The following is a 17,941-nucleotide window of genomic DNA, read 5'->3' on the forward strand; positions in this document are numbered from 1 at the left end:
TCCGAGAGTGGGACGAGAAGCGAGGAGGGTGCTGTCAGACGGTGGGCAGGACCCACGGCTTGCGATATTCCTTGGTGAGGAACTGGTTGGCCTCGACGTGGTTCGTGATCCGCTCGGCGGCGGCATCCCACACCAGCTTCTCGCCGGTCCAGAGCGAGATGTTCCCCAGCTCTCCGACGGACGTGAGCCGGTGGCCGTACTCGAAATTGCACGAGCAAGTCGCCCGGGAACGGATGGCGTCGAGCCATTCGCGATGGTGGCCCACCGAGCGCGGCAGGGACCTGGGCGCTTCGGCGATCGTCTTCCCCTTCACCGGGAAGATCTGATGCTCTTTGTAGTTGGCGACCAGTGTGGCCTCGGTCCCCTGGAACATGACGCCCTGCGGCTTGCCGTCGAAGCCGTGGTCGCTGGCGTCGGTCTGGCTCCAGGAGAGGAGGAACTTGTCGTCGCCCTTCTCGTACTCATAAGCGACTTCGAGGGTATCCGGCGTCTCGGCCGAGTCGTCCGACGCGAACCGGCCGCCGGTCGCCGAGATCGTCCGGGGCGCGTCGACCTCCATCGCCCAGTGGACGAGGTCGATCAGGTGGCAGCAGAAGTCGGTGAGGATGCCGCCGCCGTAGTCCCAGTACCATCGCCAGTTGAAGGTGAAGCGGTTGATGTTGAACGGCCGCTCGGGGGCGGGGCCGAGCCAGTAGTCGTAATCGCAGCCGGCCGGCGGCGAGGCGTCGGCGGGGCGGCCCAGGTTCTCGCGCGAGGCGGCCATCCAGGCCCGCGTCTTGGTGATCTTCCCAAGCACGCCCGAGCGGACGATCTCGACGACGCGATGGTAGTTCTCGCCGGCGTGGATCAGGTTCCCCATCTGGGTGACGCGCTTGTACTTGGCGGCGGCGTTCGCCACAGCGCGGCCCTCGGCCACGCGATGGGTCAGCGGCTTCTCGCAGTAGACGTCCTTCTCGGCCTGGCAGGCCATGATCGTCGGGATCGCGTGCCAGTGGTCGGGCGTGGCGATCACCACGGCGTCCACGTCCTTGCGGTCGAGCACCTTGCGGAAGTCGCCGTAGACGTCGGGCTTGCCGCCGGCGGCCTCCCGAGCGCGACGAGCGTGCGGCTCGTACACGTCGCAGACCGCCGCGACGCGGACGTCCGGGAACTCTTTGAAGATGTTCAGCAGGCCCGATCCCATGCCCCCGACCCCGATGAAGCCCAGCACGATCGCCTCGTTGGGCGAACCGCTGGCTTTCGGTACGGCCGGCGCGTCCTGGCCGGCGCGGGTGCGTGGGGCGAGGCCCGTCGCCGCGGCCCCGAAGGCCGAATAGGCCAGCAACTCTCGCCTCGTCCATCGTTCGGTCATCACATACCCTCCGAGATCGGCGGGAGTCGGTCGTTCCCCGTCCCGCAAAAGACCCCCAAGCTTCGTACCAGACCCCCGCGGGTTTCTCAAGGACCAACCCCGGGCCGCGCGAGCGAACTGAGGCCGCGATTTGCCGCGAGAACGATGCTCGAATGGCCGCGCGAAGAGGCCGGCTCCCGAGCGTCCGAGAGGATGGCGAAGACGCGCCGTCCGAGGCCCGTCGTGAAGACTTGGGGCCTGAAATACCGGGGAGCTTACTCGCCGCGCCCACACGGGCCGCCGTAGGATTCAAGGCTGTGTTCGAGAACTCCCGAATTCCGAAGGAGAACCAGATGAAGCCCAGTCTTGCGAGCACGATGCGGGTCGTCGTCGCCATGTTCGTCGTCATGGTCGCGTCGCCGGCGGTCGTGCGGGCCGAGGATCGACCGGCCGACGCGATCCTGAAGGACCTCGACGCGATCGCCAAGCCGACCTTCGATCGCGAGAAGGCCAAGGACCGCGCCGCGGTGCTGGAGTACAGCACGGCCCTTCGAAAATTCGCTTCGGATCGCTCCAGGCTGATTCTCGAGCTGTTTCAAGGCCATCCCGATCACCCCCGGCTCGCCTCGCTGATGCTGGAGCGCTGGCGCAGCCCCTATCTCATGATCGAGAATAAGCCCGAGGACTTGATGAAGGAGGCCGACCACGTCCTGGCCGGCGGTGCCGACGGAGATTTGAAGGCGGGGGCGATGTACCTCAAGGTCGTCGCGTCGATGGGGCTGCACCGCGGTGATCCGAAGGCCGTCGAGCCGCTCGTCGAGGACTTCCTGAGGACCGCCCCGACGGATCCGCGAGGACCCACGCTCCTTTATGCGATCGCTCGCACGATGGGAGACGCATCGCATAAGCGGGTGATCGAGGATCGAATCCTCAAGGACTTTCCCACCTCGAACTCGGCCGGGTCGATCCGAGGCCTTCGCAAGCAGCAGGAGGCGGTCGGCAAGCCGTTCGAGCTGAAATTCGCCGACGCGGTGACGGGGAGCGACGTGTCGATCGCCGGCCTCAAGGGCAAGGTCGTCGTCCTCGACTTCTGGGCCACCTGGTGCGGCCCCTGCGTCGCGGAGTTGCCGCGCATGAAGGAGCTTTACGCGAAATACCACGAAAAGGGCGTCGAGTTCATCGGCGTCAGCCTCGACCGGTCCGAGGCCGACGGCGGGCTCAAGGCGCTCAAGGAGTTCGTCGCCAAGAACGAGATCTCCTGGCCGCAGTACTATCAGGGCAACTACTGGCAGAGCGAATTCAGCTCGTCATGGGGCATCCACTCGATCCCCTCGCTGTTCGTCGTCGACAAGGAGGGCAAGCTCGCCTCCGTCGAGGCTCGCGGCAAGCTCGACGAGCTGATCCCGCAGCTGCTCGCCAAAGGCGACGCCCCCACGCACTGAACGGGTGCCGGAGATGCAAGACGCGAAATAGGAAAGCCCCGGGCGGCGACATGTGTCGCCGCCCGGGGCTTCTTGGGTTCTTTGCAACCTGTTTGGCAGGCCCTCGCGATCAACCGAACTCGCGGTCGCGGACGATGCCCGGCTGCGGGATCGGGTACTTGCCGTTGGGCAGGGTCTGGAGCGGGGCGGCCCCGTTCATCGTCAGCTTCTCGAGGTCGGGGGCGAACTCGTGGCTGCAGTTGAGCATGTCGTCGAAGGTGATGACTTCGCCGGTGTGGGCGGCCATCCGGCCCATCGAGGTGACCAGGCTGGCCTCGACGCCGCGCTTCACCTCGTTGTAGGGGTGATCGGTGCGGATGGCCTCGACGAGGTGATCCCACTCGAGCTGGTACGGGCTGGGCTCGGGCTGGGGGAAAGACCAGACGAGGTCCTTCTTCGAGCCGAGCTTCTGGCCGTTGTAGATGCGGCACTTGGCCGGCGAGTGCGCGGCGGTCGAGATGACGGCCGAGTTCTTCGAGCCGTGGGCGTAGCTGGCGAACTCCGACTTGCAGCCGTCGATGTTCCGGCCTTCGAGGAAGAACTTGCTGCCGTCGTCGAACGTGTACTCGACCGAGTACGTGTCGAAGTTCTGATCGATGCAGTCGCCGCGGTAGGTGCGGGCGCCGCTCGCCTCGGCCTTCACCGGCCAGGCGTCCTTCATCCAGCAGCACTCGTCGATGTTGTGGATGAGGAAGTCGCTGTAACAGCCGCCGCTCGCCCACAGGAAGCCGTGGAACTTGCGGATCTGGTACATCAGCTCGCTGATGTCGCTCGGCTTGGGCGGCACGTAGGCCGAGCCGACGGGGCCGGTCTGGCGGTAGGCGCGCATCGTGATGATGTCGCCGATCTCCCCTCCCTTGATGCGGTCGAACAGCTCGCCGCGGGCCTTGCAGTGGCGGCACATCAGGCCGACGCCGACCTTCAGGTTCTTGGCGGCGGCCTTCTCTCCCAGCTCGAGCATACGCTTGGAGGTCGGGCCGTCGACGGTGACCGGCTTCTCCATGAAAACGTTGATGCCCTTCTCGATCGCGTACGAGAAGTGCACCCAGCGGAAGGCCGGCGGGGTGGCGAAGATCGCGACGTCGCCGGGCTTGAGGCAGTCGATGGCCTTCTTATAGCCGTCGAAGCCGATGAACTTGCGCTCGGCCGGGACCTCGACCTGCTTCGACTCGGCGAAGATCTTCTCGAGCTGCGAGTAGCTGTCGTTCAGCTTGTCTTCGAAGACGTCGGCCATCGCCACGAGCTTGATCGGCCCGCTCTTGGTCGACAGGGCGTTCTCGGCCGCGCCGGTGCCGCGTCCGCCGCAGCCCACGAGCGCCACCTGGATCGTGTTGTCCTCGCCCGCGTGGACGAGGGGGGCGGCCGATTGCGCGAAGGCCGCGGCCGTCGCGACCGCGCCGCCGGTCTTCAGGAAGTCACGACGCGAGGCGCCATTCTGAGGGTCGGTCATGTGCTCGCTCCAGCGAATGCAAGTGGCGGTTGGGAGAACGTCCGAGGTCGACAACCGATGCACCACGCCCACGCCCGGGACGATGCAGGGCGCGAGGCCCGCCGTCCGAGGTTTCGCACGACAAGGGAGGGATGATTCAAGCCGCGATCCGGAATTCCAGCGAGGGGGGGCGAGGACGAAGCGGGGGGTCGCACGGTGTTCGCGGGCTCGAAAGCGTGGTCGAGTCCCCGTGCAAGTTCGCTGCGGCCTGGACCCTTCGACACGGTTGGATCATACCCCTTCCCCCGGCCGGCCTCCAAACGAAATCGGTGATTTTCGGGGGACGGTCCGCCGCCGCGGTCGAGGGCGGCGCTTGCGTTGGATTTTGTTATCGTGGCGCGGACAGGGCTCCGCTCGCGACGCCGAATCGGCGAGCCCGTCCCGGAGGGACCCCATGGCGACCGCACTCGATGAGTCGTTGATCACCCGAAATCCCGCGACCGGCGCCGAAATCGGTCGGGTCGCGGCGACCTCGCCGGACGCCGTCGCCGCCGTCGTCGAGCGGTCCACAAGAGCGCAGGCATCCTGGGCCGAGGCCCCCTGGCGCGAGCGGAGGGCGCTCGTGGATCGCTGGCGGCGGATCCTCAGCCGCGACGCCCGGGAGTGGGCGGAACTCATCCGGGACGAGATCGGCAAGCCCGCCGTCGAGGCGATGGCCGGCGACGTCATCCCCACGCTCGACGCCCTGCGGTGGACGGTCAAGAACGGCGGCGCCGCGCTGGCCGACGAACGCCTGGGCCCCTCGTGGCAGCGCTTCCTGCTGACGCCGACCGGACGCCTGCGCTGGAGGCCGCTGGGCGTCGTGGGCATGATCGGCACCTGGAACTACCCGTTGTTCCTCAACGCCGGGCCGATGGCCCAGGCGCTCGCGGCCGGATGCGGGGTCGTCTGGAAGCCTTCCGAGCTTGCGATCGCATCGGCCGCCAGGCTCCAGGCGAGCCTGCTCGAGGCCGGCACGCCGGAGGGCCTCGTCGGGATCGTCCAGGGGGGCGGCGACGTCGGCCGGGCCTTGCTCGAATCGCCGATCGCCAAGATGGTCTTCACGGGCGGCGTCGAGACGGGCCGCAGAGCCCTCGAGACCGTCGCGGCCCGGGGCGTCTCGGCCGTGATCGAGCTGTCCGGCTTCGACCCCGCCGTCGTGCTCCCCGGGGCCGACGTCGAGAGCACGGCGCGGAGCCTGCTCTGGGCCGCCTTCGTCGGCTGCGGCCAGACGTGCGTCGCCGTCAAACGGATCCTCGTGGTCGGCGATCCCGCCCCCCTGGCGCGTGCGCTCGCCGAGGCGACCGGTCGACTTCGGGTCGGTGATCCCGCGCGTCCCGGTATCGACGTCGGCCCGATGATCCACGATCAGGCCCGCTCGCGGCTCGATCGGACCATCCGCGCGACCGTCGAGGCGGGCGCCGAGATCCTCGCCGGCGGCCGGCCGATCGAGGGTCCGGGTTGCTTCTACGCGCCGACGCTGCTGATGGCGCGCTCGCCCGAGCCGGAGCGCGTCCTGGAAGGGGCGTTCGGCCCGGTCTTGCTGATCCGAGGCTTCGCCGACGTCGATCGGGCGGTGGAGGCCGCGAACGCCAGCCGCATGGCCCTGGCGGCGAGCGTCTGGGGGGCGGACCGCAAGGCCGCGCGGGCGGTCGCCGAGCGGATCGTCGCCGGCATGGTCTGCGTCAACGAGGCGGTGACCCCCACGGCTTCGGCGGCCGCCCCGTTCGGCGGCTTCAAGGCCAGTGGTTTCGGCCGCACCCACGGTCTGCTCGGGCTTCGCGAGTTCGTCGCCCCCCAAGTCGTTTTCGAGCGTCGAGCGGGTGGGTTCCGCCCGCAGCTCTTCCCATACAAGCCGTCGGGAGTGGTCGACGGCTACCTGGAATTTTACCGACGCCTGTTCCACCCTCGCGCCTAGAATGAGCACGGGAGAACTCTTGCCATGCGTACGCGAACGATTCTCACGGCGACGATCGGACTGATGGCCCTGCTCGCGATCGCGGCGACTTTTCGGCCCGCACGCGTGTCCCCGGCCGGCCAGCCGATCCTGGAGAAACCGAAGATCATGCCGACCGAAAACCAAGCCCCGGCGGCCGAGGTCCCCCAGACCGAGGAGGAGTGGCGAAAGAAGCTCACTCCCGAGCAGTATCACGTGGTGCGCGAGAAGGGCACGGAGCGGGCCTTCACGGGCAAGTACTGGAACCACAAGGAAGACGGCGTCTACCGCTGCGTCGGCTGCGGCGAACCCCTTTTCGACTCGGCGGCGAAGTTCGACTCCGGATGCGGCTGGCCGAGCTTCTACCAGCCCGTCGACGACGGCAAGGAAGTCAAGGAAGAGGTCGACGACAGCCTGTTCATGCGCCGCACCGAAGTCCTCTGCCGAAAGTGCAACGCCCACCTGGGCCACGTCTTCGACGACGGTCCCAACCCGACCGGTCTTCGCTACTGTATCAATTCGGCGTCGATCGACTTCGAGAAGCGCGGGGCGAAATCGGGCGATTCCGGCCCGGCCGACCCGAAAAAGCCGTAAGACCGCGTCGTCGCATGGGAGGTTTCTCTTTCTTCGACTTGTTCAGTCGTTTCACAGGCGGTACATTTTCAGTAGAAACTGTCCAACCTGACGAAGCGGTGACAATCGTGGAAATGACACCTGCCGCGCAGAAATTCGTGCTCCACTGGGGCGAGATGGGCCAGGCGTGGGGGATCAACCGCACGATGGCCCAGGTCCACGCCCTCCTGTTCATCGCACCTTCGGCTCTCGACGCGGAGGAGATCAGCACGCTCCTCGACGTCAGTCGGTCGAACGTCTCCACGAGTCTCCGCGAGCTGATCACCTGGGGCGTGGTGCGCCGGGTGCACATCATCGGCGATCGCCGCGACCGCTTCGAAGCGCTCAAGGACGTGATGGACACGTTCCGGGTCATCATGGCCGAGCGCCGTCGTCGCGAGATGGACCCGACGATCAGCCTCCTCGAACACTGCATCGAGGAGGCCAAGGTCGGCGGCGAGGCCGAGGCCTACACCCGCGAGCAACTCGAGAAGATGCTGGCGTTCACGCGGATGGTGACCGACTGGTACGGCCAGATCGAGAACCTCCCTACACCCGCCATGCTCCGCCTGTTCAAGGGCGGGACGTTGATCGCCAAGCTCTTCTCGCGTCGCGGCAAGGCCGGCAAGGTCGGCTTCGACGCCTCCGATTCGGCCGGTGAGGCCGACGAGTTCGCGGAGGAGGCGTCCGAGCAATAACTTCGAGCCCAGGCTCAGGGCGTATCCGCCCTGGGCGCGCCGGGCTTGTCGGCGTCTCGCACCGGCGCCTTCTGCTGGGCCTCGACCTTCGGCTCGGCGGACTTCTCCGCCCCGGGAGGCGGCAAGGGCGGGGCCTCCAACTTCTTCTTGGTGGCCGCCTTGGCGTCGGCCTGTTCCTTCTTCTTGTTGCTGAGCGCCTCGGCGAATGCCAGCGAGGCGTCCTCGCCAAGATAGCCGTCGATCAGGCCCTGGAGTTCGTCGAACTGGGCCTGGAGATGCCGCGTCAGGACCGTCGTCTTGGTGGACTCGTAAGAGAGTTTCGTGGCCTCCTCCTTGAGCTTCTTGAGGGCGTCGCCGAACGATGCAGGGGCCGGCAGCCGCTCGTACTGTTTGAGTAGCTCCTGGAGCCCGGACCAGTCCTCCCCCTCCAGACGCGACTGCATCAGGCGTTCGAGCCTGCCCCGCATGGCGACCTGGTCGACGATCCCGTCGCGGAGGGCGTCGAGCTGAACCTGGTATCTCGAGGCCAGCGGCAGCGGGTCGACGGCGATCTCGCGTTCCTCGACGCTCTCGCCCGGCATGATCGGGAACTCGGCGAGCGGTTCGGAATCGCCGGCCAGCAGGCGTAGCTTGACGACCGAGCGGGTCGGGCCGGGCTCGACGAGGATCCGGCCCGAGCGGTCCGTCATGCCGACGTTGCGGACTGGCCCGTCGGGTGCGGGCCGCTCGGTGAGCGTGTAGCCGGCCGCCGGGGCCTTGGTCGTCTTGTCGACGAACCGTAGGTGGAGCGCCGAATCGCCCGCCTTGATCCCGAGCGCCGCCAGCGTGTTGGGCCGGGAGATCCGCTGCGACAGGGGGTCGCGGAACGCGCTCAGGATCGCGCACCGCGCGATCGAGCCTTCGATGGATTCGGCCGCAAGGTAAGTGAAGGCGATCCGGGTGATGCGAACGGTTTCCTCCTTCGTCGTGACGAGTCGGATGGGGATGAACGTCGTCCCCTTGGCGACCACGGCCCCGAGTTCGCTGGCCGCCGTGATGGCCGCGCCCTGAACCTTCAGCAGGGCCCGGCCGCCTTCCTGGCCGACGATGAGCGCCGACGGGCTGAAGAGGTCGATCGTGAAGAGGAAGAAGGTGCGCGGCGCGTCCATCGGCGAGAGGGCCTGGCGGCGCTGGAGCGGCCCCAGCCAGCGGGTAGCCGCGTCGTACTCCCTCCCCGAGAAGACGAGTGCGTCGTCGTCCCGGTCGACGTCGACCCAGATGAGCCAGGCCTTGTCGAACGAGGGGTCGAAACCGGCGAGGTCCTCGGCCTTCAGGCGTTCCAGCCCTTCCCCGACCAGCGGGCTCGGCGTCTCGGCGAGCTGAACCGACCACGCGGGGCCCACGAACCGCCGGACCATCTCCGACCATCGCGCGACCAGTTCGTCGCGCCGGCCCGCATCGAGTCGCGCGGCGGAAGCCGAGGCGAGGTGGATCGCGATCCTGTAGGGCCGATTTTCGAGCGGCGGCGGGGTCTCCTGAGTTCGTCCGACTCCGGACGTCGCGAGCAGAAGCGCCAGGAAGGCTACTCGCTCGACCACGGGTCTTTGGCGATCCACGGCGCGATCTCCCAGTTTTCCAGGCCTTGATAGAGGCGGTCGGCCGACTCGGCGGGACCTTTCAGTCGCGACCGCCAGGCGTAGTGGTCGCCGAGCTGCCAGAGCGGGATGACCGGCAGCTCGTCGCGAAGCTCTCGATCGATCTGCGTGGCCAGCCCCCGCGCCGTGGGCCATTCGGCCGCCTGTTCGAGCTGTAGCAGGAGCTGCAGGATCCGCGGGCTGGCGGCCGAGGCCAGGGCGTTCGCCGACGGGGGCGCGTCATAGCCCGGGCAGATCATCAGCCCGGCGTCGAGGACGGGCTCGTCGCATCGCAGGACGCGGTAGGCCATCTCGAACTTCCGCCCGGCCCGCAGCTCGGACTCCAGTCGGGATTGCGGGACCTCGACGGGGACGACCTCGATGCGGGCCAGGCGAAACGCCTCCACGAGCCGGGGGACGACGGCCTCGACCTCGGCGACCGCGGGATATTCGAGCTTGAGCTTGATCGCGTCGGCCTTGATCTCGCCCTTGGCGAGCGAGGCGAGCGCCACGGCCAGGACGGGGTTGTATTCCAGCGGCTTGACCCCAGCCGCGTCGGCGTTGCCGCCCCGAGGGAAGACGCCGTCCGCGGGGAAGTCGGGATCGGCGGGCGGGCGTTTGAGGATGGTCTCTTCGAGCAAGAGTTTCCGATCCACGGCGTACGAGATCGCGCGCCGGAGCGTCCGATTGCGGAGGGCCGGCGATCGGCCGTCGAGCGCCAGCACGTGCACGGCGGGCTGCGCGAACTTGCCCACCCCGACGCCCGACGTCGCGGCCAGTTTGGCCGCCTGATCGGGAGGAACGTGGCCGAGAAGGCTGACGTCGCCTCGCAGGAACGCGGCCAGCGCCGCGGCCGGGCGATCGTAACGGACCTCGCGAATCCGACGAACCTTGCCCCCCGCCGCGCCGCCCGAGGCGTCGGCCGCGGCCCGCAGGTCGGTCGATTGGGGCGACGAGTCGAAGCACACGAAAGGCCCCGACCCCACGAGCCGACGTTCCTTGGCCGAGACGACGACCCGCCCGTCGATCCCGGCATGGGCCGCCGCCACCGGGCCGTCCAGCCAGAAGGCCGCGTTGAGCAGCGGCCGCTTCAGCTTCAGCTCGACCTGATGCTCGTCGATCGGCTGGACCTTGTCGAGGAGGTCGGCCCAGCGCGCCTGATATTTGGAGGCGTTGCGTGGGTCGCAGCGGTCGATGAGCGTGCGGGCGACGTCGATCGCGGAGACGTTTCGTGAGCCGTCCGACCAGGGCACGTTCGGCCGCACGCGGATCACGAGGCGGCGGCCGAGGTCGGTCGACTCCAGGGCCTCGGCCAGCTGGCCGGGACGCTCGCCGCGACGGGACTCGTCCGAATCGTCGGCGAGGATCGGCCGGAAGAGCAGGGGGGCGACCCGGTCGTCGGCCGGGGATCGGTCCCACGGACCGACCGGCGATGCAACGTCGACGACGGCCACGTCGAGGGTCGGCTCCGCCCCGAACGCCCTGGCGTACTCGGCGTCGAGGCCCGCCTGGGTCGGCCAGATCCTCAGGGCCTCGACCAGGGCGTCGAGCCGCTCGGCGTTCGTGCCGTCGCCGACCCGCGCGGCGCGGGCTTTCGCCATCTCCTGAAACTTGGCGCGTAGGTCCTTCGCCTGGCGGACGTCGGCCGCCACTTCATCCAGCTCGTGGAGCAGGCGACGGCCCTCGGGATACAGCCCGAGCCCGATCGCGTTCTCGATCCGTCCGGAGTAGGCGGCGGCGAACTGGTCGACGAGCCCGGGGTAGTCGGGCTTCCGCGCGTGCAGCTCGCGCAGGAGGCGCAGGCCCCGGGTGACGTCGCCGTCGCCGAGCGCCTGCTTCCCCTCGGCGAGCAGCAGCGCATGGACGCGATCGGCGAGGCCGGGCCATTTGGGATCGCGTTGCTGGACCCGGAGGAAGTGCTCGAAAGCCCGCGTGTAGTCGCGGGCGAGCTGCAGCCGCTCGCCTTCGGCCAGCAGGATGTCCTCGAAGTACTCGACCTTCTTGAGATGCCCGCGCTTGATCTTGAAGTCTCGGGCGTCGCCGCGGCCCGTCGCGGCTTCCTCGGCCAGATGCACGGTGATCTGCGAATCGGGGCTGTTCGGAGCTTCCTTCTTGGCGTCGGCCGCCTCGAACTTGCTGGGCTCGCCCGGCAGGCCGATGTTGCCTTCGAGGGGAATTTTGGGGCCCGTCCCGCGGCCGCGCGCCGGGGACGATTTGGGGATCTCCAGGGGCGGCAGCGGCCGCGGGCTGACCGGCTCGACGAGGATGACCGAATCGTCGAGCAACGTGAGTCGGTCGAACGGGAAGGATCGTAGGAGCTCCCCTGGCGCCACCACGCCGGCCGGCCGCGCGCCGTCCTGGGCGGGTGACGCCGTTATCACGGCGACGAGCAGGATGAGGCTCGTCGACGTTGCGAGGGCCGAACGTCGCGTGCGATGGCGGGATCGGAGGCGTTCGCCGTTCGGCGTCATGGCCTGGTCTCCGAGGTGCGTTCGAGGCGGAGCGGTTGGAGGACTCCCCGGCCCGAGGGGACCAAGACGTCGGGCCCGACGGCGATCAGCCCGCCCACCGGTTGGACGCCGAGGTCGATGGCCGCGACCTCGCGTCCGTCGGCGATCGCCAGTCCGCGGGCCCGGCCGGCGCGGTCGACGACCCACAGGACGTCGTCGCGGATGAGCGGTGCGCCCACCGCCGGAACCCCCAGCGAGGTCGACCAGGCCCGACGGCCGTCCCGCTCCAGCAAGAGCACGCCGCCGGCGGCGTCGAAGGCGACGACGCGGCCGTCGACGGCGTGGGGGGGGCCCAGGAGCGGGGCGTCGAGTTTCCACGAGCCGATGGGGCTGAGGTCGCGGCCGGCCAGCGCGCGAATCGAGCCGTCGGCGGTCGCCACGATCACGGCCGTGCCGGTGCAGGCTGGGTCGGCGAGGAGGTGCTGATCCAGGGACGTTTCAGCCTCTGCGACGATCCTCCGCACGGGGGCCGCCTGGACGACGAGGCGTCGGATCCGACCCGCGTCGTCCGCCAGCACGGCCGACTCGGCGTCGAGGGCGGCGGGCGCCAGCCACCGTCCGCCGCGCTCGCGCTCGAACTCGGGGACCAGCGGCTCGGCGGCCGACTTCCCCGTCAACGGGTCGATCAGGTAGGCGCGTCCATCTTCGCCGGGGATCAGGAGCCCGCCCGACCAGGGGAGAGGCGTCGTCGCGAGGCTCGAGGGTAGCTCCGTGGCGTTCCAGCCTCCGACCTCCTTCGGATCCTCCGCCCAGATTTCGGTCCCTCGCGCTTCGGGGACGATCACCGATATAGTCTTCCCGTCCTGCGTCACGGTCCGCAGCCGCCCGTCGGGCGCGCGGGGGTCGCCGGGCTTGAGGAGGAGCGCCGAGACGAATCCCCCGCCTTCGAGGTCGGAGCGTGCGATGCGGATGCGGCGACCGGCCCGATCGACCCCTTCGAGGCCCTGGCCGTCCGATGAGGCGATGAGCGGCGTCGGCCAGGCGGCGCCGACGACCGTGGCCCAATCGGGCTTGCCGCTCGACGGGTCGATCCCGCGCAGATCCACGCCGCCGCCAGGCGATTGGGTCGAGACGATGATCCGCCGTCCCGCCGACTGCACGGGCGCGGCGGCGACGCCGAGGTCGCCCAGCAGGAAGCGGCTGGTCAGCTTGCCCCCCTCGGAGTCGAGATCGTAGCGGCCGCTGCGGCCGGCGGCCACCCAGACCTCGCGCCCCGACGTGGCGAGCCCGAAGGCCGGGCCCGAGGCCGTCGCGTCGGGGCTCGATTTCGCCAGCGACCTTAGGGGGTCGGCGCTGGCGTAATCGCCGGCGGCGAAGACCTCCATGCCACCGCGATCGCCGATCGCCCAGATCGACGAGCCCGAGGAGGGGGGGGCGTCCCAGGTCCAGCCCGGAAGATCGATCGACTGCACGGCCCGCGGCTTCGCCCCTTCCTCGTCGAGCACCAGGATGCGCCAGCGGCCGTCGCGGATGCGGTCGTTCTCGGCCACGATGAGGAATCGGCCCAACCGCGCGGGGGGGCAGGGGATCGCGCCCTCGCTGTGGCCCAGGTACTGGACGTCGACGCAGGCGAGCGGATCGCGGGCGATGGTGAAGAGGCAGTCTTTCCGGCCCATGACGTACAGGAAGCGGCCCGACTCGTCGCCGACGGGGCTGCGCGTGACGGGGAACGCAAGGTCGACGGCCGCCTCCACCTCGCCCGTCGCCAGGCCGATCACGAGCAGCCGGCCCGCGGGAAGCGTCTGGTAGACCTGCTCGCCGAGGACCAGCGGCGGGGCGTCGACGGCCTCGCCCAACTCCTGCCTCCAGATCAGGCGGCCGGTGCGGGCGTCGCGACGCGTCAGCTCGTTGCGGCGGGCGTCGACCGCCAGGACGCTCGGGTCGCCGGGGACCGGAGTCGGCGTGAAGGGCGAGGCGAGCCCCACCGAGGTCCGCCAGAGGGGCGCGCCCGAGCGACCGTCGATCGCGTAGGCCGACCCGTCCGCGACCGCGAAGACGACCCCGTCGGCGGCGGTCGGAGCCCCGGGGGCGTCGGTTCTGGACCGCAGGACGAACGTGGTCGGCGGCCCGAGCGGGTCGGGCCGTTCCGTCGTCTCGGCGGGCCGACGGGACGGATCGATTCTGGCCGCCTGACGCATCAGGTCGTTGGCCCGCACCATCCGCTCGACGAGCTGCGGATCCTTCGACAGGTCGCCGTAGGTCTGCAAGAGCGCGTCGCGCGCCTTGTAGACCCGCGAGGCCGACTTCTCCTCGATCGCCTTATCCATCGCCGCCAACGTCTTCAGCCTCGTCTCGGCCTTGCGGATCGCGGCCCGCGCCTCGTTGAGCACGCCGGGCAGGCGCGACTTCGTGAGGAAGGCCGGCGCCGAGTCCCCGGCGATCCGCGCGTGCAGCGGGATGGCGGACTCCGCCTCGGCGAGCGCCTTGGCGTTGACGTCGCGCTTGGCGCGGTCGGCCAGGCCCTCGCCGATGCGGATCGTGAGGTCGGCCAGCTCCGATTTCTCGTCGCGGAACTCGGGCAGGTCGCCCACGGTCTCGACCATCTCGCGGGCCGCATCGAGGGCGCTCGACCAAGTCGCGCCGGAGACCGCGATGTACTGCCGGACGTTTGCGAGCGCCCGCAGCGTCCTCGCCTTGCCGACGCGAGGGTCGGCCGGGTTTTTGGCCACGAATGCGTCGAAGTCGCGGATCGCGGTCGCTTTGTCGCCGTCTTCCATCAGCTCGATGGCGTGGTTGTACGTCCGCGAGGCGATCGTGCGGGCGATGATCGCATTCAGCCAGAAGCCCATCCCGACGAGCACGCCCAGCAAGGCGACGAGGGCCAGGACGGTCGGCGAGGCCGCGACGACCTCGCGGCCCGGTGCGTCCTCCGCCTCTCGCGCGCCCCGCCAGCGGGCGAACAACCGGGCGATGGGCCCCGGCCCCTTCGGTTCGCGGCCTCGACCCCGGACCTCGCCGCGCTTCGACGTAGCGACCTCGGGCTCCTCGTCGGGCGGGATCTCGATGACGTCGTCGAGGAAGTCGTCCTGATCGAAGACCGAGGGTCGTCGTTCAGGCGTTGTCACGACGACGGGGGCCTCGATGGAGGACATCGGCACCGCGCCCTGGAAGACCTTCGTGGCCTCTTCCTCCTTCGCGGGCCTTCGGCGTTTTTTCTCGGACCGCGACGGCGCCTCCGCTTTCGGGGCGTCGAGCGTCAGGACGAAGAGTCGGCAGGGGCCGATGGTCAGCTCGTCGCCCTGATGCAGGGTGGCGGAGACGATCTTCCGGCCGTTGACCTCGAGGAACTCGGCGTCGGGCGAGGCGTCGACCTTGAAGCGGCGCCCGCGCCAGCGGATCCGGCCGTGGACCGGGAGGATCCCCCCGCCCTGCAGGACGATGTCGCACGAGGCGGCGGAGCCTAGCAGGACGGGGTGCTCCCGATCCAGCTCGACGAGGCGGACCTTGCCGGGTCCTTCGTGGATTTCAAGAGTGGCCATGGGGCGTCGGCCGCCTCCGGTGGGGGGCGTCTTGAGTCATCGGAGCGTTTCCTGCGCGACCACCTTGAAGTCGTAGCCACCGCCCTTGGGGACGACCGCGAACCGCGACACCCGGATCTCGGCCGGCGTGCGGCCCCGGTAGCGCTGTTCCAGCTCGGCCAGCCGCTGCTCGACCTCGGGGGGGTAGAACTGGAAGACGGTCCCCTCGCCGACCTCGATCCCCGCCTTGCGGAGCAGGACGATGTCCGAGGCCTTGCGGGCCCGCCCCTCCCATATGAAGTAGAGTCGGCCCTCGCCGCCGCTGCCGCCGTTGCGGCGGGTGGGGGTGGGGCTGGAGAAGTTGGATGCGTAGACGAGCTGGTCCTTGCCCGACACGACGGCCAGCTCGACCCCCAAAGCGTCGAGCTGGCGGGCGTATTCCTCGGGGCGCTGGCCTTCCGGGTAGATGATGCTCCAGCGGTTCTCGCGGCTGACGCCGCCGTCGCCGGGGCCGAAGCCGAGGCCCGGGCCGCCCGTGCCGACCTTGGAGGCCCGCCGCCCGGTCGCCACGGCGCCGCCGTTGGGCATCGCCGCGCCCACGTCGACCTCGGCGATCGCCTTGCCGGCCTCCAAGGCCGCGTCGAGCATCGCGCCGGGGGTGGTCTGGACCGAGGGCTGCTCGAACTCGCCGGGCGTCTCCTCGTTGTTCGAGGCCACGGCCGCGGCGTCGGCCCCGGCGACGTTCACTTTCTCCGTCGACCCCGCCGTGCCGTCGGGCGAGCCCCCGCCGCCGCCGAAGACCTCGACGATGTGCAGGGGCGAGGTCACGCGCGAGGCGAACTCCTGATTGCTGACGAAGATCAGGGCGAGCCAGCCGACGACCAGCAGCGCCCCCATGACCACGGCCATCAGGAACGACGTGACCCGGTCGTAGCGCGACTCGCCCAGCACGCGAGGCTCGCGTCCGACTTTCGGCTTCGATTCGACGGCTTCGAGGGGAGGGGCGGAGACGCTCATGGCTTGCCTCCCGCGGGCGGGCTCGCCGTCGCCGGCGCGTCGGCCGAGGTGGAGTCGAGCGGGCGGACGGCCTCGTACCACGTCCGCCACGCTTCGGCCGCGGCGCGTTTCCGCTCGGCCGTCGCGCCCGGCTCCGGGCCGGGGCCGTCGATCTTGCGGGCGATGAGCTGGAGGCCCTGTCGCGCCGCGGCTACGACCCTCTCGTCGCCGTCTTCGAGCGCCTTGATCAGGTCGGGGGCCGCGTCGAGGTCGCCGCTGCGCCCGAGCGCCCACGACGCGACCTCGCGCAGGCCGGCGTCGCGGGACCGGAGCATCCGCCGAAATCGGTCTTTATGGGGGCGGAGCGCGACGGGGCCTTGCTTGCGGTAGCGGTCCAGGATCCCGGCGACGGCCGTGTCGGCGTCGGCGATCCGGGGGTCTTCCAGCACGTCGAGCATGCCTTCGACGGCCCCGTTCATCGGCCGGCTGATGATCCGCCCCCCGGCGACGGTCATCGTGGTCAGGTCGCTGGGGAGGTAGCGTCCGCCCAGGAGCGTCCCCGAGCCCAGCTTGCGCGAGTCCAACCGTTGGAGGGATTTCTTGGTCGAGCGGGTCAAGAAGAGAATCGCCCAGACGGTGGTGACGTCGTCGCTGTAAGGCGGGTAGGTCCACGAGCCGTCGGGCCGTTGGCTGCCGCGGATGTACGCGGCCCCCTTCGCGAACCAGTCGATCCGGCCGATCGCCTCGCGGTCGGACAGCGAGCCGATCCGCTCGATGCCGTAGAGGCCGTAGAACATCGACTTGCCGAAGATCTTGGTGTCGGCGGTGCTGAAGTTCGAACCGATCCAGGTCATCCCGCGGGCGATGGACGCGTTGATCTGCGCGAGGCTGGAGGCCGGTTTGTAGTCGGCCCGCGGGCCGTTGTCCTCGACCGGCGTGAGGTAAGGGTTGAGGCCCTTCTGGAAGCTCCGATAATTCTCGAGCTGGCGGCGGCAGATCAGGAGGCTGCCGACGCCGGCGGCGGTCATCGAAATCGAGTCGGCGTCGTTCTCGTCGCGGTGGTAGTTCCAGCTCCCCGCCGAGCTCTGCACCGACATGTACCACTGCGCGGCCCGGTCCCAGACCGAGGGAGGGACGGCGACGCCGTTGTTCTCGCATTCCCAGAGCCCCAAGATTGCGTACTGGGAGATCGACGCGTCGCCGTGGGGCCGAGGGTCGTAGTCCCAGCTTCCGTTGGGCTTCTGCTTGCGCTTGAGATATTCGCCGATCGTCTCCAGCAGGCTGCCGCGCTCGGCGGTCTCGAGGTTGGACAGGGCGAGCGCGACGGCGGCGGCCTCGTAGATGTCGAAACCCGCGTTACGCTCGGCCTTGTAACCCCCGCTCACGAACCGGGAACGGATTTTGGCCAGGCAGGCGGCGAGCGCCGGATCGGTGACGGGGGTTTCGGCCTTGAGCAAACCCAGCGCGATCATGGCGGTCTCGCCGACCTGCCTGCCCGCATACGCCCGTTGCAGGTACTGGACGCCGGCGAGGACGGCCGGCTCTTGTTGCTGCGGTTGGGCCTGCTGGGGCTGGGCGCGGGCGGTCGGCGGCGCGAGGGCGGCCAGGGCCGGGATCGCGCAACAGGCGAGGGCGACGGCGGCGAGTCGTGAGGTCGTGAACATGAGCGTCACCGATGGGCCGACGGTCGATCTGGGGGGTCGGCGAGAATGGCCATCCTAAGATTCTAACGTCCGTCCCCGCGGATGACTCGCCGTCGCCGAGGTTTTTCAAAGTTTCGGCCCCGGCGACCTCCGGCGGCGCCGCTTCCGACTGGTCAAGGGGCCCGCATCCTGATAC

Annotated in this window: 11 protein-coding genes; 4 read left to right on the plus strand and 7 right to left on the minus strand. The window is 69.5% G+C overall.

From position 1 onward, the window contains the following. Positions 1 to 34: 34 nt before the first annotated feature. A complete protein-coding gene (locus tag PZE19_RS05105) occupies positions 35 to 1,351 on the minus strand; it encodes a Gfo/Idh/MocA family protein (protein ID WP_277859493.1) in 1,317 nt (438 codons plus the stop codon). 332 nt (positions 1,352 to 1,683) lie between these two features. Here PZE19_RS05105 and PZE19_RS05110 point away from each other — a divergent pair, with 332 nt between their 5' ends. Next, complete coding sequence (locus PZE19_RS05110) at positions 1,684 to 2,772, plus strand: TlpA family protein disulfide reductase (RefSeq protein ID WP_277859494.1); 1,089 nt, start codon at positions 1,684 to 1,686, stop codon at positions 2,770 to 2,772. A 109-nt stretch (positions 2,773 to 2,881) separates the two neighbouring features. Here PZE19_RS05110 and PZE19_RS05115 read toward each other — a convergent pair whose 3' ends face one another. After that, positions 2,882 to 4,261: a Gfo/Idh/MocA family protein gene (locus PZE19_RS05115; protein ID WP_277859495.1), complete on the minus strand. Its 1,380-nt coding sequence runs from the start codon at positions 4,259 to 4,261 to the stop codon at positions 2,882 to 2,884. A gap of 433 nt (positions 4,262 to 4,694) precedes the next feature. On the opposite strand from PZE19_RS05115, the gene PZE19_RS05120 reads away from it, so the two are divergent. From PZE19_RS05120 to PZE19_RS05130, 3 genes are all read left to right on the plus strand, one after another. Then, positions 4,695 to 6,197 carry an aldehyde dehydrogenase family protein gene (locus PZE19_RS05120; RefSeq protein WP_277859496.1) on the plus strand — a complete coding sequence of 501 codons (1,503 nt, stop codon included), beginning with the start codon at positions 4,695 to 4,697 and terminating at the stop codon, positions 6,195 to 6,197. 147 nt (positions 6,198 to 6,344) lie between these two features. Then, positions 6,345 to 6,809, plus strand: a complete 465-nt coding sequence (msrB, locus tag PZE19_RS05125; protein ID WP_368411277.1) for a peptide-methionine (R)-S-oxide reductase MsrB — start codon at positions 6,345 to 6,347, stop codon at positions 6,807 to 6,809. A 113-nt stretch (positions 6,810 to 6,922) separates the two neighbouring features. After that, the gene (locus tag PZE19_RS05130) at positions 6,923 to 7,525 is read left to right on the plus strand and encodes a GbsR/MarR family transcriptional regulator (protein ID WP_277860346.1); all 603 of its coding nucleotides are present in this window, start codon (positions 6,923 to 6,925) and stop codon (positions 7,523 to 7,525) included. 14 nt (positions 7,526 to 7,539) lie between these two features. Here PZE19_RS05130 and PZE19_RS05135 read toward each other — a convergent pair whose 3' ends face one another. The 5 genes from PZE19_RS05135 to PZE19_RS05155 all read right to left on the minus strand — a co-directional run bounded on the left by PZE19_RS05135 (position 7,540) and on the right by PZE19_RS05155 (position 17,766). Beyond that, a complete protein-coding gene (locus PZE19_RS05135; protein ID WP_277859498.1) occupies positions 7,540 to 9,120 on the minus strand; it encodes a spectrin repeat-containing protein in 1,581 nt (526 codons plus the stop codon). Then, the gene (locus PZE19_RS05140; protein WP_277859499.1) at positions 9,087 to 11,423 is read right to left on the minus strand and encodes an ABC transporter substrate-binding protein; all 2,337 of its coding nucleotides are present in this window, start codon (positions 11,421 to 11,423) and stop codon (positions 9,087 to 9,089) included. Before PZE19_RS05140 ends, PZE19_RS05135 begins: the two co-directional genes overlap by 34 nt. Before the next feature lie 182 nt (positions 11,424 to 11,605). Beyond that, positions 11,606 to 15,127: an outer membrane protein assembly factor BamB family protein gene (locus tag PZE19_RS05145; protein ID WP_277859500.1), complete on the minus strand. Its 3,522-nt coding sequence runs from the start codon at positions 15,125 to 15,127 to the stop codon at positions 11,606 to 11,608. Positions 15,128 to 15,163: 36 nt separating this feature from the next. Then, on the minus strand, positions 15,164 to 16,123 hold the full coding sequence (locus PZE19_RS05150) for a hypothetical protein (RefSeq protein ID WP_277859501.1): 960 nt from the start codon (positions 16,121 to 16,123) through the stop codon (positions 15,164 to 15,166). Beyond that, positions 16,120 to 17,766, minus strand: a complete 1,647-nt coding sequence (locus PZE19_RS05155; RefSeq protein ID WP_277859502.1) for a hypothetical protein — start codon at positions 17,764 to 17,766, stop codon at positions 16,120 to 16,122. Before PZE19_RS05155 ends, PZE19_RS05150 begins: the two co-directional genes overlap by 4 nt. Positions 17,767 to 17,941 lie beyond the last annotated feature (175 nt).

The organism is Paludisphaera mucosa, assembly GCF_029589435.1.
GTDB lineage: Bacteria > Planctomycetota > Planctomycetia > Isosphaerales > Isosphaeraceae > Paludisphaera > Paludisphaera mucosa.